General features: G+C 63.1%; 13 protein-coding genes. 9 read left to right on the top strand and 4 right to left on the bottom strand.

From position 1 onward, the window contains the following. The first annotated feature begins 2 nt into the window (after positions 1–2). From HA052_RS02990 to HA052_RS02960, 7 genes are all read left to right on the top strand, one after another. Entirely contained in the window at positions 3–947 is a 945-nt protein-coding gene (locus HA052_RS02990) for an SPFH domain-containing protein (RefSeq protein WP_081544781.1), read from the top strand. Between the two features lie 122 nt (positions 948–1069). Further along, positions 1070–1603: a septation protein A gene (locus tag HA052_RS02985; protein ID WP_166450703.1), complete on the top strand. Its 534-nt coding sequence runs from the start codon at positions 1070–1072 to the stop codon at positions 1601–1603. Beyond that, positions 1603–1905, top strand: coding sequence for a YciI family protein (locus HA052_RS02980; RefSeq protein WP_166450702.1), 303 nt, complete (start codon positions 1603–1605; stop codon positions 1903–1905). Before HA052_RS02985 ends, HA052_RS02980 begins: the two co-directional genes overlap by 1 nt. After that, the gene (locus tag HA052_RS02975) at positions 1902–2168 is read left to right on the top strand and encodes a BolA family protein (protein ID WP_081544784.1); all 267 of its coding nucleotides are present in this window, start codon (positions 1902–1904) and stop codon (positions 2166–2168) included. The genes HA052_RS02980 and HA052_RS02975 overlap by 4 nt, the downstream gene beginning before the upstream one ends. 25 nt (positions 2169–2193) lie before the next feature. Continuing rightward, on the top strand, positions 2194–2982 hold the full coding sequence (locus HA052_RS02970) for a peptidylprolyl isomerase (protein WP_081544785.1): 789 nt from the start codon (positions 2194–2196) through the stop codon (positions 2980–2982). A gap of 26 nt (positions 2983–3008) precedes the next feature. Next, positions 3009–3791 (top strand): peptidylprolyl isomerase, encoded by a 783-nt coding sequence (locus tag HA052_RS02965; RefSeq protein WP_019100385.1) that lies wholly within the window; start codon positions 3009–3011, stop codon positions 3789–3791. A gap of 256 nt (positions 3792–4047) precedes the next feature. Further along, positions 4048–5679, top strand: a complete 1632-nt coding sequence (locus tag HA052_RS02960; protein ID WP_166450701.1) for a methyl-accepting chemotaxis protein — start codon at positions 4048–4050, stop codon at positions 5677–5679. A 72-nt stretch (positions 5680–5751) separates the two neighbouring features. On the opposite strand, the gene HA052_RS02955 is transcribed toward HA052_RS02960, so the two are convergent. Beyond that, on the bottom strand, positions 5752–7302 hold the full coding sequence (locus HA052_RS02955) for an APC family permease (protein WP_166450700.1): 1551 nt from the start codon (positions 7300–7302) through the stop codon (positions 5752–5754). Between the two features lie 336 nt (positions 7303–7638). Here HA052_RS02955 and HA052_RS02950 point away from each other — a divergent pair, with 336 nt between their 5' ends. Continuing rightward, complete coding sequence (locus HA052_RS02950) at positions 7639–8727, top strand: polyamine ABC transporter substrate-binding protein (protein WP_166450699.1); 1089 nt, start codon at positions 7639–7641, stop codon at positions 8725–8727. A gap of 76 nt (positions 8728–8803) precedes the next feature. Here HA052_RS02950 and acnA read toward each other — a convergent pair whose 3' ends face one another. Next, on the bottom strand, positions 8804–11476 hold the full coding sequence (acnA, locus tag HA052_RS02945) for an aconitate hydratase AcnA (RefSeq protein WP_166450698.1): 2673 nt from the start codon (positions 11474–11476) through the stop codon (positions 8804–8806). Positions 11477–11803: 327 nt separating this feature from the next. On the opposite strand from acnA, the gene fumC reads away from it, so the two are divergent. Beyond that, positions 11804–13183, top strand: a complete 1380-nt coding sequence (fumC, locus tag HA052_RS02940; protein ID WP_166450697.1) for a class II fumarate hydratase — start codon at positions 11804–11806, stop codon at positions 13181–13183. A gap of 322 nt (positions 13184–13505) precedes the next feature. On the opposite strand, the gene HA052_RS02935 is transcribed toward fumC, so the two are convergent. After that, positions 13506–14057 (bottom strand): GNAT family N-acetyltransferase, encoded by a 552-nt coding sequence (locus tag HA052_RS02935; protein WP_277345057.1) that lies wholly within the window; start codon positions 14055–14057, stop codon positions 13506–13508. A gap of 236 nt (positions 14058–14293) precedes the next feature. Continuing rightward, positions 14294–14983 carry an SOS response-associated peptidase gene (locus HA052_RS02930; RefSeq protein WP_166450695.1) on the bottom strand — a complete coding sequence of 230 codons (690 nt, stop codon included), beginning with the start codon at positions 14981–14983 and terminating at the stop codon, positions 14294–14296. Between the last annotated feature and the right edge of the window lie 191 nt (positions 14984–15174).

Genomic DNA, 15174 nt, shown 5'->3' with positions numbered 1-15174 from the left:
CCATGGAACTCCTGCCCCTGATCCTGCTCGCCGCCGTCATCGTCTTCGTGTTCAAATCGCTGGCGGTGGTACCGCAACAGAACGCCTTCATCGTCGAGCGCCTCGGCCGCTATCACGGCACCCTGGCGCCCGGCCTCAACATCATCATTCCCTTCATCGACCGCATCGCCTACAAGCACAGCCTGAAGGAAGTGCCGCTGGACGTGCCCAGCCAGGTCTGCATCACCCGCGACAACACTCAGCTGAAAGTGGACGGCATTCTCTACTTTCAGGTGACCGACGCCCAGCGCGCCTCCTACGGCACCAGCAACTTCATCATCGCCATCACCCAGCTGTCGCAAACCACGCTGCGCTCGGTGATCGGCAAGATGGAACTGGACAAGACCTTCGAGGAACGCGACGAAATCAACCAGACCGTGGTGGCGGCGCTGGACGAGGCCGCGATCAACTGGGGCGTCAAAGTGCTGCGCTATGAGATCAAGGACTTGGTGCCACCGCAGGACATCCTGCACGCGATGCAGGCGCAAATCACCGCGGAACGGGAAAAGCGCGCGCGCATCGCCCAGTCCGAGGGCTTGAAGATGGAGCAGATCAACCTGGCCAACGGCGCGCGAGAGGCGGCGATCCAAAAATCCCAGGGCGAGATGCAAGCCACCATCAACAACTCCGAGGGCGACAAACAGGCCGCCATCAACAAGGCGCTGGGCGAGGCCGAGGCGCTGCGCCTGGTGGCGGATGCCACCGCCGACGCGATCAAGCGCGTGGCCAGCTCCATCCACACCGAGGGCGGCCTGGAAGCGGTCAACCTGAAAGTGGCCGAGCAATACGTGGCCGCCTTCGGCAAGCTGGCCAAGGAAAACAACACCATCATCCTGCCGGCCAACGTGGCCGACGTAAGCTCGCTGGTGGCCAGCGCGATGAGCGTGGTCAAGCAAACCCAGCGCTGAAGGCGCTGCCTTGCAACAGGCTCGCCCCGCGCGCGAACGCCGGGCGAGCCTCCGTTTCGCATTGAACTCTTCAACCCTTGCCCGGCTTGAATATCCGCCGGGCCGCCCCCATAATCGTGCGCATGAAATTCTTCACTGATCTATTTCCCGTCGTCCTGTTCTTCGCCACTTACTGGCTGAGCCGCGACATGTTCATCGCCACCGGCGTCGCCATCGTCGCCACCACCTTGCTGGTGGGCTGGACCTGGCTGCGCCACCGCAAGGTGGACACCATGCAGTGGGTCAGCCTGGGCCTGATCGTAGTGCTGGGCGGCGCCACCCTGCTGCTGCACGACAAGCACTTCATCATGTGGAAGCCCACCGTGCTGTACTGGGTGATGGGCGCCGGCCTGCTGATCAGCGACTTCCTGGGCAAAAACGGCCTGAAGCTGATGATGGGCCAACAGTTGCAGCTCCCGGCGCCGGTATGGCGCAAGCTGACCTGGGCCTGGGTGGGCTTCTTCGCCTTCATGGGCGCGCTCAATCTATTCGTCGCCTATCGCTTCAGCGAAGACGTATGGGTCAATTTCAAACTGTTTGGCGGCCTGGGCCTGATGCTCGGCTTCGTCATCGCCCAAAGCCTGTTCCTCTCCAAATACATTGAGGAAAAGAAATAATGCTTTACGCCATCATCGGCCAAGATCATGAAGATTCGCTGCCGCGCCGGCTGGAGGCCCGCCCGGCCCATCTGGCCCGCTTGCAGGCGCTGCAGGACGCCGGCCGCCTGGTGCTGGCCGGCCCCTGTCCCGCCATCGACAGCGCCAGCCCCGGCCCCGCCGGTTTCAGCGGCAGCCTGATCGTCGCCGAGTTCGAATCGCTGGACGCCGCCCAGGCCTGGGCCGACGCGGATCCCTACGTGGCGGCCGGCGTCTACGCCGGCGTCAGCGTCAAACCCTTCCTCAAGGTGTTTCCGCAATGAGCGCCACGGTTGAACTCCTCAGCGCCGCCTTGCAAGCCTTGACGCCGGAACACCTAGACATCCAGGACGACAGCGCGCTGCACGCCGGCCACGCCGGCGCGCGCGACGGCGGCGGGCATTACACGCTAACCATCGTCAGCGCCCGCTTTCAGGGGCTGAGCCGCGTGCATCGCCACCGGCTGATCTACGAAACGCTGGGCGACTTGATGCAAACCAAGGTGCACGCTCTGGCCATCAGAGCGTTCACGCCTGAAGAAATCTGACTTGATTCCATCCAAGGGGTACCCCATGAAGCTTTCCCGCATCGCCGCCGTCGTGCTGGCCGCCACCATCGCCCTGCCCGCCGCCGCGGAATCCATCGCCGTGGTCAACGGCGCAGCCATCGACAAGAAAGAACTGGACGCCGCAGTCGCCAACATCGTGCAAAGCAGCGGCGGCAAGGCCCAGGACAACCCGGAATTGCGCGAGCAGTTGAAAACCTCGCTGATCACCCGCGAAGTCATCCTGCAGGAAGCCCGCAAGCGCCAGCTGGACAAGCAGCCGCTGTTCACCCAGCGCCTGGACGACATCCGCAATGAAATGCTGCGCGAAGCGCTGTTCGCCGACATCGCCAAACAAGCGCCGGTGAGCGAGACCCAGATCAAGAGCGTCTACGACAAACTCGCCGCCCAACAGGCCGGCAGCAAGGAGATCCACGCGCGCCAGATCACGCTGAAGAGCGAGGCCGACGCGCAAAAAGCGATCGCCGATCTGAAAAAAGGCGCCAAGTTCGACGAACTGGTGAAAACCCGCTCCATCGACCCCAACGCCAAGCAAAGCAACGGCGAAATGGGCTGGGGCAACCTTAACCGCATGGACCCGCCGCTGGCCGCCGCGCTGAAAGACATCCGCAAAGGCCAGACCAGCAGCAAGCCGTACCAGTCCCCGCTGGGCTGGCACGTGTTCAAGGTGGAAGACATTCGTGACGCCAAGCTTCCGTCGCTGGATGAGGCCAAGCCGCAAATCGGCCGCCAACTGCAAGAAGAAGCCATCGCCAAGGCAGTGGAAGACCTGCGCGCCAAGGCCAAGATCCAATAAACCAAACCTTCAGGACACCTAAGAATATGCGTAAACTCCTGCTGACCAGCGCCCTCGTCGCCGCCTTCGCCGGCAGCGCCATCGTGGTTGCCGGCCCGGTCGTCAACGGCCAGGCCATCTCCGACGCCCGCATCGACGCCGTGGTCAAGATGATGGAAGCCCAGGGCCAGCCGGCCAACCCGCAAGCGCGCGACATGGTCAAGGATCAACTGGTCACCGCCGAAGTGCTGCGCCAGGAAGCCGTGAAGAAGGGTCTGGACAAGTCGCCGGAATTCGCCGCCGAACTGGCCAATATGCAAGCAATGGCGCTGGCCAACCGCCTGATCAAGGACTATGAAAAGTCCAACCCGGTCAGCGACGCCGACCTGAAAGCCGAATACGACAAGCTGGTGGCCAGCGTGCCGGAAACCAAGCAATACCACGCTCGCCATATCCTGGTGAAAACCGAAGCCGAAGCCAAGGCGGTGATCGACGCGCTGAAGAAAGGCAAGTCCTTCGACAAGCTGGCCAAGGAGAAGTCCCAGGATCCGGGCAGCAAGGACAAGGGCGGCGATCTGGACTGGCAGGAAGCCGGCACCTTCGTTGCGCCGTTCTCCGAAGCCATGACCAAGCTGTCCAAGGGCGAAGTGACCGCCAAACCGGTGAAAACCGAGTTTGGCTGGCACGTGATCAAGCTGGACGACGCCCGCGTGCAACGCAATGTGCCGGCGCTGGACGACATCCGCCCGCAACTGACCCAGCGCATCATGGGCGGCCGCGTGGAAAAGCTGATCGCCGAGCTCAAAGCCAAGGCGCAAATCCAGAAGTAAGCCGCGCGCCGCGGCAAAGCAGATAAAGCGGACCCCGGTCCGCTTTTTTCATACCCCTCGCATAAGCGACGCCGCCGGGCCGCGCCCCTGCCCGCCTTGCCGTCGCACCGCCTCATGCCCATGGTTTTTCCGCAAGGTCGCAAAAACGTCTCCAAAAGTTTTATCCGCTGTCCTATAAGTAATTATTCACTTTTTGATCACTTCATAAATATATTAAATTGGAAGCACCACAATAAAGTCACCACGGGACAAACTGATGAAAAACCTGCGCATTGGACAAAGACTCGCCCTCGCCTTCGGCGCGCTGATCGCCCTGGTGCTGATCATGAGTGTGGTCATGCTCAACGGACTCTCCTCCATCAGCGACGACATGGAGGACATTACCGACAACCGGCTGGAATCCTTGCTGATAGTCGCTCAACTGGACCACCACCTGCAGCAGCAACGCATCGGCGCGCGCGATCTGATCATTGAAACCGACCCGGCCAAGTTGGCCGAGATCAAGGCGCAGACCGACCAAACCATCAAGGCCTTCAACAACGCGGAAAAGGCGCTGGAAGACCACTTCACCAAGTTTCCGCCAATACCGGCCACCGCCGCCCTGCTCAAAGACGTGGGCCAGGCCCAGGAAGCGCTGGACGCGCCCACTAAAAAGTTGATGGCGCTGGCGATGGCCAACCAGAACAAAGAGGCAGAAGCCTTCATGGTTGGGGAGCACCGCCCGCTGATCCACCAGCTGGAACAAAAGGTGGAAGCCCTCAGCAAGGCGCTGGCCGACCGCGCCCAAGACAGCCGCAAGGAAGCAGAGGCCAGCGCCACCGCCGTGCGCGCCACCGCGCTAACCATCACCGCCATCTGCCTGGCCGCGGCCGTGCTGATAGGCTGGCTGCTGACCCGCTCCATCACCCGCCCGCTGAACATCGCGGTGGAGGCCGCTCGCGAAGTGGCCGCCGGCAATCTGCGCATCGAGCTGCAGCCGGACGGCAAGGACGAGCCCGCCCAGGTTATCGCCGCGCTGGCCGATATGCGCGAACAACTGGTGAAAGCCATCGGCAACGTCCAGCAAGGCGCGGAAGAAGCCAATAGCGTGGCCAGCCAGTTGTCCGAATCCGCCGAGCAAGTGTTGACCGCCTCCCACCAGCAAAGCCAGGCCGCCGCCAGTTCCGCCGCCGCGGTGGAGGAACTGACCGTCAGCATCAGCCACGTGGCCGAGGCCGCCCAGGAAGTGCGCGAACACGCGCAAACCAGCCTGGTCACCGCCAAGAACGGCACCGCCCAACTCAGCTTGCTGATCAAGGAAGTCAACAATGTCGAGAAAGCCGTCAACGGCATTGCCGAAGCGGTGAAGAACTTCGTCGCCAACACCCGCAAGATCACCAGCATGACCAGCCAGGTGCGCGACATCGCCGACCAAACCAACTTGCTAGCGCTCAACGCCGCCATCGAAGCCGCCCGCGCCGGCGAACTGGGCCGCGGCTTCGCCGTGGTGGCCGACGAAGTGCGCGTACTGGCCGAGCGCTCGGCTGAATCCGCCAAGGAAATCGATCAGGTCACCCATGTGCTGGGCACCCAGTCGGTGGAACTGGAAGACGCCATCACCAGCAGCCTTGCTTCTCTCAGCAGCAGCCAGTCCTTTGTCTCCACCGTGGAAAACGCCTTGCAGGAAGGCGAACAAGCGGTGGCCAAGTCCACCGACAGCACCGGCACCATCGTCAGCGCCGTGCAGGAGCAGAAGCTGGCCAGCACCGAGATCGCGCAGAATATGGAAAAAGTGGCGCAGATGGCCGAGGAAAACACCGCCATCGTCAGCAATGTGGCGGACAGCTCGCGCTCGATGTCCGACATCGCCCAGAACCTGCATCAGGCGGTGCGTTTCTTCCGCATCTGAACCATCTCACCGACCATGTCGAAGCCGCCCTTCCGGGCGGCTTTTTCATTTGCTCGCGCCCTAAACCGCCGCTCAAACCTTTTCGTCGAAGCTGAACACAGGCGTGCCCTTCTTCAGCACCTCGCCGCGGAAGAAGGCCGGATATTGACGATACATGTACAACATGACCAGCAAGCCCGCCAGCGCCACCGTCACGCCCAGGATGAACACCAGGCCCAGGCCGCCAATATGAGAGCCGCTGCCGAAGGCCGGGTCCATGCTGTCCAGCGTGGTGCGGATCAGCGCGACGAACAGCAGGATGCCGCCCAAGCCCGGGCACAGGCCGCGCAGCAGGAAATGGCGCGCTGAGGTCAGCGCCTGCTTGCGGAAATACCAGACGCAGGCAAAGGCCGTCAGGCCGTAATAGAAGCACACCATCATGCCCAGAGCGGTAATGGTGTCGGACAGTACGTTCTCGCTGACCACCCGCATCACCGCGTAAAACACAGAGGCTACCAGCGCGGACACCACGGTGGCGTAAGCCGGCGCCTTGAAGCGGGACTCCACCACCGCGTACTTGGCAGGCAGCGCTTGATAATGGCCCATCGCCAGCATGGTGCGCGCCGGCGACATAAAGGTGGATTGCAAGGACGCGGCGGAGCTGGACATCACCGCCAGCGACAGCAAGATGGCCGCCGGCCCCATCACCGGCCCGGCCAGCGCGGTGAACACATTGGCCGCGATGGCCGGATTGGCGAGGCCCGTGGCGTCGGTGCCCACGCCGGCGAAGGACACCACCGCCGCGCTGATCAGCACATAAGAGCCCACCAGCAGCACCATCACCAGCGTGGCGGCCTTGCCGGACAGATTGGCGCGTCTATCGCCCGTAGTTTCCTCGCTGATGGTCACCACCGTATCCCAGCCCCAATAGGCGAAGATGGACACCGCCACCCCGGCGGCGAATTGGGAAAAGCTCTCCACCGCGAAGGGATTGAACCAGCTCCACTCCACCGGTATGGAATACGGATGGCCGCCGTCGGCGGCGGCGCTGAACGCCGCCCAAGCGAACCAGGCCAGCACCAACACCTGAAACGACACCAACACATATTGCACCCGCTTGGTGGATTGCAGACCGCGACAGGAAATCCAGGTGGCCACCGCCATGAAGCTGAGGCAGGAGGCGATGTTCACGACCGCGTCGTCAGGCAGCGCCGCAATGTCCGGCCGCGCCAAGGCCTGGCCCAGCGCCAGATACATGAAGTCCACCGCCACCGCGGCGGTGTTGGACAGCACCAGCACCGTGGACACCACCAGCCCCCAGCCGGCGATCCAGCCTATCCATGGCCCAAAGGCCCGCGTGGCCCAGGTGAAGGACGTCCCGGCGTCCGGCATTTCGCGGTTCAGCTCGCGGTAGCCTATGGCCACCAACAGCATGGGAATGAAGCTGACGAAAAACACCGCCGGCATCTGCTTGCCCACCTGGGTGGCTGCCGGCCCCAGGGACGCGGTCAGCGTGTACGCCGGCGCGCATACGGAAATCCCAATCACCACCAGCCCGAGAATGCCGATGGAGCCGGCGGGCAAACCCTTGGCGCTCAAGCCACCCCCGTCCGGGGCCGGCAGCGCGTTGTCAACATTACGCATGGTGCATCTCCTTTGTCGGGACCGCGTCGCAACGTCGGCCCTCGCCTTGTTATCTTTGTCCGCGTCGGCGCTCAAGCACCAACGCGAATGCGCGCGTCCCGCCGTGTCCGCCGGCCGGCCCCGCTTATGGCAGGACCGCGCGCGTCAGGCGGGGTTGCATGGAGTACGCAGATAATTAACACAAAAACATCAAATGGCAAAAATAATAGACGCCACCCACTTGGGGCGATATGCTGGCTCGGCAAGATCCGGCCCGCGCCGGCGCCTTGCGCCAGAGCCGGGCCCACCGGCCACACGCATCGCAAGAACCACGCAAAGAGAGAGAAGGAAGAGAACATGAACACTTGGAAGCACGGCCTGCTCGCGCTTGGCCTGACCGGCGCCGGCCTCGCTCAGGCCAATACCGTCAACGTCTACAACTGGTCCGACTACATCGCCCCCACCACCGTGCCGGCCTTCAGCAAGCAAACCGGCATCAAGGTCAATTACAACGTCTACGACAGCATGGAAACCCTCAACGCCAAGCTGATGACCGGTCGCTCCGGTTTCGACCTGGTGGTGCCGTCCAACAATGTGCTGGGCCTGGGCATCAAGGCCGGCCTGTTTCAGCCGCTGGACAAGAGCAAGCTTCCCAATTACAAGAACATAGATCCGGCGCTGCTGAAAATGATGGAAGTGTCGGACCCGGGCAACAAATACGCGGTGCCGTATTTCTGGGGCGTGATCACCCTGGGCATCAATGAGGAAAAAGTGAAAAAGGCGCTGGGCGGCAAATTGCCGGCCAATGAATGGGACCTGCTGTTCAAACCGGAATACGTGTCCAAGCTCAAATCCTGCGGCGTCAGCATTCTGGACTCCCCGTCCGAATTCTTCCCGATGGCGCTGCACTACTTCGGCAAGGACCCGGGCAGCACCAAGGAAGCCGATTACCGCGCCATCATGCCGCAGCTCAACGCCATCCGCTCCAGCGTCACCCGCTTCTCCTCCTCCGGCTACATCAACGACATGGCCAGCGGCGAAGTCTGTCTGGCCATGGGCTACGGCGGCGACCTCAACATCGCCAAACGCCGCGCGGCGGATTCCAAGAACGGCGTCAAGGTGCTGCCGCTGATGCCCAAACAGGGCGTGGCCATCTGGGTGGACAGCATGACCATTCCCAAGGACGCCAAGAATGTGGCCAACGCGCTGGCCTTCATCAACTACAGCCTGGACCCCAAGATCGCCGCGGACAACGCCAATACCGTGACCTTCGCCCCCGGCAGCCTGCCGGCGCGGCAATTCGTCGGCAAACAATACCTGAATGAGCGCTCGATCTTCCCTAATGCCGAAGACCTGAAAAACAGCTTCATCCAGCGCAGCGTCGGCCAGGACACCCTGCGCATCTACGGCCGGCTGTGGCAGAACTTCAAGCTGGGCCGCAGCTGAATCCCGCTGCTCCGCCAATGAACAACAGCCGCTCAAAGCGGCTGTTGTTCATTAAGCGCCGTTCAAAATACGGCGCTCAGGCCAGCAACTGCCTCAGCACGTAAGGCAGGATGCCGCCGTGTTGGTAGTAATCCACCTCCACCGGCGTGTCGATGCGCAACAGCAAGGGCAGTTCGCGTTCGCCTCCGGCGGCGTCGCGGATCAGCAGGCGCACCCGCTGCTGCGGCGCGATGCCCTCCTCCAGCCCGCGCAGCTCAAAGGTTTCGTCGCCCTTGAGGCCGGCGGCGCTGTCGCCGTCCAGAAACTGCAGCGGCAACACCCCCATGCCCACCAGATTGGAACGGTGAATGCGTTCGAAGCTCTTGGCCACCACCGCGCGCACGCCCAGCAAGCGCGTGCCCTTGGCCGCCCAGTCGCGGCTGGAACCGGTGCCGTACTCCTCGCCGGCGAAAATCAGCGTCGGCGTGCCGGCGCGCACATAGGCCATCGCCGCGTCGTAAATCGACATCTGATCGCCGTCCGGCTGCAGCAGGGTCAGCCCGCCCTCCACCGGCTTGCCGTCCGCATCCGGCGCCAGCATCAGGTTGCGGATGCGCACATTGGCGAAAGTGCCGCGCATCATCACCTCGTGATGGCCGCGCCGCGAGCCGTAACTATTGAAATCGCCGGGCGTGATGCCCTGCGCCTGCAGATACAGGCCGGCCGGCGAGCTGGGCTTGATCGAGCCGGCCGGGCTGATGTGGTCGGTGGTCACCGAATCACCGAAGATCGCCAAGGCGCGCGCGCCGCGGATGGGCGGCTGCGCCGTGGGCTGCATCGCGAAATCCTGGAAGAACGGCGGCTCCGCGATATAGCTGGACGGCTCCCAACCGTAGACCTCGCCCACGCTGGCGGCGATATCGTTCCACAAGGGGTTGCCGCTGGCGAAATCCTGGTACAGCCGGCGGTAAGTGGCCGCGTCCGTAGCTTGCAGCAAAGCCTCGCCCACTTCCTGCTGGCTGGGCCAGACATCGCGCAGATACACCGGCTTGCCATCCACGCCAACGCCCAGCGGTTCATGCTCCAGATCGATGTCCACCCGGCCGGCGATGGCGAAGGCCACCACCAGCGGCGGGCTCATCAGAAAGTTGGCCTTGATCGCCGGATGGATGCGCGCCTCGAAGTTGCGGTTGCCGGACAAGACCGACGCGCAGATCAAATCCTGGCCGCTGACCTCGTTCTCCAACTCCGGCTCCAGCGGGCCGGCGTTGCCGATGCAAGTGGTGCAGCCGTAGGCGGCCACGCGGAAACCCAGTTGCTCCAGCGGCGCCAGCAAATGCGCCTTGCCCAGGTAGTCCGTCACCACCCGCGAGCCGGGCGCCAGCGAAGTCTTGATATGGCCGGCCACGCTCAGCCCTCGCGCCGCCGCCTTCTGCGCCAGCAGGCCGGCGGCCAGCATCACCCCCGGGTTGGAGGTGTTGGTGCAGGAGGTGATCGCCGCGATCAGCACCGAGCCGTGGCGCAGCTTGCCGCTGAACCCGCCTGCCTCGTTCTTGCCGTAGCCGCCGGCCTTGGCCGGCTGATGCAAGAGCTCAGTGAAACGCTGCTTCAGCTCCGGCAAGGCGATGCGGTCCTGCGGACGACGCGGCCCGGCCACGCTGGGCGCCACCGTGGCCAGATCCAGTTCCAGTACGCTGCTGTAATCGATGTCGCCCTCTTGCGGCATGCCGAACATCTGCTGCGCCTGGAAATAGCGACGGAACGCGTCCACCTCCGCTTCGCTGCGCCCGGTGGCGGTCAGATAGGTTGCGGTCTGCTCGTCCGGCGGGAAGAAGCCCATGGTGGCCCCGTACTCCGGCGCCATATTCGCCAGCGTGGCCCGGTCCTGCAAGGTCAGCGAGGCCGCGCCGGCGCCGTAGAATTCCACGAACTTGCCCACCACCTGCGCCTTGCGCAGCAGCTCGGTCACGGTCAGCACCAAGTCGGTGGCGGTCACGCCCTCGCGCAGCCTGCCTTTCAAATGCACGCCCACCACGTCCGGCGTCAGGAAATACACCGGCTGGCCCAGCATGCCGGCCTCCGCCTCGATGCCGCCCACGCCCCAGCCCACCACGCCCAGGCCGTTGATCATGGTGGTGTGCGAATCCGTACCCACCAGGCTGTCCGGGTAATACACCCCATCCTTGCTCAACACCCCGCGCGCCAGATATTCCAGGTTCACTTGGTGCACAATGCCTATGCCCGGCGGCACCACCTTGAAGGTGTCAAAGGCCTGCATCCCCCATTTGATGAAACGGTAGCGCTCCGCGTTGCGGCGGAATTCCAGTTTCATGTTAAGGTCCAAAGCGTTGTTCTCGCGGAAGTGGTCGACCTGCACCGAGTGGTCCACCACCAGGTCCACCGGCACCAGCGGCTCGATGCGCTTGGGCGGCTTGCCGAAGCGCTCGGCCACCGAGCGCATCGCCGCCAGATCGCACAGCAGCGGCACCCCGGTGAAATCCTGCAGCACGATGCGCGCCACCACGAAAGGGATCTCCTCGCTGCGCGGCGCCTGCGGCCGCCAGCCGGCCAATTGGCGCACATGCTCCTCGCTGACGCGCTGGCCGTCCAGATGGCGCAGCAAGGACTCCAGCACGATGCGCAGCGACACCGGCAGCCGGCCGACATCGCCGACGCCCAGCTCCGCCAGCGCCGGCAGCGAATGGAATTGACAGGACTGGCCCGAGGCCAGGGGAAAGGAACGCAAAGTGGATTCGGAACGAAGCGACATGGTGGACTCCTGTTGAAAGCCAAGATGCAAGCCAAGAACCTGTTGACGATCTGATGCGACTCATCAGACCTGACGCGGCGAGTACAGCTTCGAAATGCTCATGTACCCCATGCACATTCCGCTTTCTCAGCTGTTTTCGCCTTGTCTCGCTCTAGCTCGCAAGACCGCAAACACGCTCTCAAAGACGAAAACGATGGGAGCACCTCGAAAAGCGGCCTGTCCGAGGTGCTCCGCCTCGTATTCAGACCCTAAAACAGGTCAATGGTTCAGTCCTTAACTTGCATTTAGCATACAATCGAAACCTCATTCCCGTGCGAAAGGCATGCCATGACACACAGAATAGAACACGATTCCTTCGGCGACATCGAAGTCCCCGCCAACGCGCTGTGGGGCGCGCAAACCCAGCGCTCGCTCGGCCACTTCGCCATCTCCAACGAAACCATGCCGCCGGAACTGATCCTGGCGCTGGCCCAGGTCAAGCGCGCCGCCGCGCTGGCCAACCGCGAGCTGGGCAAGCTGCCGGCGAACAAGGCCGATGCCGTCGTCGCCGCCGCCGACGAAGTGCTGGCCGGCAAACACCCGGACGCCTTCCCCTTGTCGGTATGGCAAACCGGCTCCGGCACGCAAACCAATATGAACATGAACGAGGTGCTGGCCAACCGCGCCTCGGAACTGCTGGGCGGCGAGCGCGGCCCCGGCCGGCTCGTCCACCCCAACGACGACGTCAACCGCGGCCAATCCTCCAACGACATCTATCCCACCGCGATGCATGTGGCCGCCGCGCGCGCGGTGCACGACCGGCTGCTGCCGGCGCTGAGCCGGCTGCGCGCCGCGCTGCTGGACAAAACGGCCGCCTTCGCCGACATCGTCAAGATCGGCCGCACTCACTTGCAGGACGCCACCCCGCTGACCTTGGGGCAGGAGTTGTCCGGTTGGGTGGATCAGCTGGAACAGGCGGAACACGCCGTCCGCGCCGCGTTGCCCGGCCTTTACCAACTGGCCGTGGGGGGCACCGCCGTGGGCACCGGCCTCAACACCCACCCGGAATTCGGCCCGCGCGTGGCGGCCGAACTCAACCGCGCCTGCGGCCTGCCCTTCGTCAGCGCCGGCAATAAATTCGCCGCGCTGGCCGGACACGACGCGCTGGTGCACTCGCACGGCGCGCTCAAGCAACTGGCCACCGCCTTGATCAAGATCGCCAACGACATCCGCTGGCTGGCGTCCGGTCCGCGCAGCGGCCTGGGCGAACTGCTGATTCCGGAAAACGAGCCGGGCAGCTCCATCATGCCGGGCAAGGTCAACCCCACCCAGTGCGAGGCGATGACCATGCTGTGCTGCCAGGTGCTGGGCAACGATGTGGCCTTGTCCATCGGCGCGGCGTCGGGCAACTTCGAGCTGAACGTGTTCAAGCCGCTGATCGCACACAACTTCCAGCAAAGCGTGCGCCTGCTCTCCGACGGCATGGACAGCCTCAACCATCATTGCGTGCGCGGCATGCAGGCAAACCGCCCTCGCATCGAGCAATTGCTGGAGCAATCGCTCATGCTGGTCACCGCGCTGAATCCGCACATCGGCTACGACAAGGCCGCCGCCATCGCCAAGCTGGCCCACGCCAACGGCGGCACCCTCAAGCAGGCGGCGCTGGAGCTGGGCTATGTGACGGCGGAGCAGTTTGACCAGTGGGTGGATCCGAAAGCGATGATCTAGAGATGCCAAGCCCCTGATGCGGCGCTCGCCGCACCGCCACAGGGGACATTCCCGATCCTTCGGTTTTTAGAGCCTGTTCAAAGTCTCGCGAGCTAGGGCAAGACAAGGCGAAAACGGCTGAAAAAGCGGAGTGTACACACGGTACAAGAGCATTTTGAAGCCGCTTTCAACGCCGTATCGCTGAAGTGCAGCAGACTATGAACAGGAGGTTCTTAGGAGCCGCTTTGCGGCGGCGAGTTGACGGCCAGGGCAGTCCTGATTCAACAAGACCACCCCGGTCTCGCGCAGGCCTATCGAGTGAACTTGAAAACGGCGCCACCGCTTAATCACTCGCTATTTTGATCATTAAATGGGTCGGCTTTCCCGAAAAATACCCGGAAGGCATGTCAAAACTCCCCGCCAGCTTGAACCCCGCCTTGGCGTAAACATGCTGGGCCTTGGCGTTTTCCTCATCCGGATCAATCAGAAAAACATGCGCCTCAGGCTCGACATTGGATGTAAAGAAAGCCAGAAAGCCTTCCAAGGCGCCGGCGGCCAAACCCTTGCCGACAAAAGACTCATTGCCAATGCAGAAATCGATGCTGAAGGTTTTGCCCGTGGCGGATAGAAAATCCCGCCAAAGGGAGGGAATGTCATCCTCTTGCGAGATAGGCGACGTCATTACAAGACAAAAAGGACTGCCGTCGCATTTGCCTATCCAGTAGCTAAACACGCCGTCAAAATAACTGGACTTAACACGCCGGCCTGTCGCGAACTGTTTGATGTCTTCCCTATGTTCCGGACTGTTGTCCCAAAACGCCTTGACATGCGGGCTGTCGATCCAAGCCATGACCATGGTCAAATCTTTTTCGGAAACCGGCTCAAATGAAAACAAGATGCTTACTCACTTAGGTTTTGGAGATGAGTCCTGCCGGCCTGAAACCTGACTGCCAACCGTTTCGGCTTAAACACCGATGACTCAGCAGGCACTTGGGTTCAATAAACCCGAACAGGATGCATTCAGGCCGCAGAGCGAAGCTTTAGGACTCTGATGACCGGTCCAAAGTTTCGCTCTGCCGGGGCATCGGCATTGCAAAACCGAGCTCAACGCGACAGATCGTGAACGGAATCTTAATCAAACAAACCCAGCGTCCGCGGCAGCAGCTGCGGCGTCGGCTTGATCGCGCCCTCGCGCGGCGCCAGCGGCGCATCCTCCGCGCGCATCTCTTCCGCCGGAAACAAACGCAGCAAGCGATGCGCGTCGTCCGGGCGACGCGCCGTCAGCCAGGCCTGGTAATCCTCCGGCCGCACAATCACCAGCGAACGCTTTTCGTCCTCCGGCTTGTGGGTGCGGCACATCAGCGCGTGCGCCTCGGCGTTTACCGTCAACTGAGTGAAGGCGTGACTGATCGAGCCGTCCGGCTCAGACCACGCCCGCCACAACCCGGCCACCGCGAACGGCGCATCGTCGGCCAGGCCGATTCGCCAGCGCACCGCGCGGCCGGTTTCATACGAGGGTTCGAAGAAGGCCCGCATCGGCACCAGGCAACGCTGGCCGGCCCGCCACGGGTAGCGGAAGTTTTTCAGCTCGGCCACGGTTTCCGAGCGCGCGTTGGTGGTGGACAGCCGCATGCCGTCCGGTTGATGGCGCTTGGGCACCAGCCCGTAATTGCCCAGCCGCAGTTCCAGGCCCTGGCGGCCGGCCACGACGAAGGGAGCGGCGTAGTCCTGCCAGGCTTCTTCCTGCCAAACCAGCTCGCCGGCCTCCACGCCGAACAGCGGCAGTTGATCGGGATGGGGGCATAGATAATTGACGCACATCGGCGCAGTCTACCGGATATTGCGGCGGCCGGCCCGCCCCCTCGGTTTGACAAGCCCGCCTCAAGCGGCGACCATAAGGCCACTATGCGCCGTTTCGTCCCCTATGCCAGCCAAGATTGGATTGACGCCCGTTTCGGGGCGGGTTAGCGCGCGGCCAGACGAAGCCCGGCAACCCGCCCGCACGGCGGGTT

The sequence above is a fragment of the Chromobacterium fluminis genome (assembly GCF_011602385.1).
GTDB lineage: Bacteria > Pseudomonadota > Gammaproteobacteria > Burkholderiales > Chromobacteriaceae > Chromobacterium > Chromobacterium fluminis.
The sequence above is the reverse complement of the archived record's forward strand: the minus strand, read 5'-3'. Positions and strand labels throughout refer to the sequence as shown.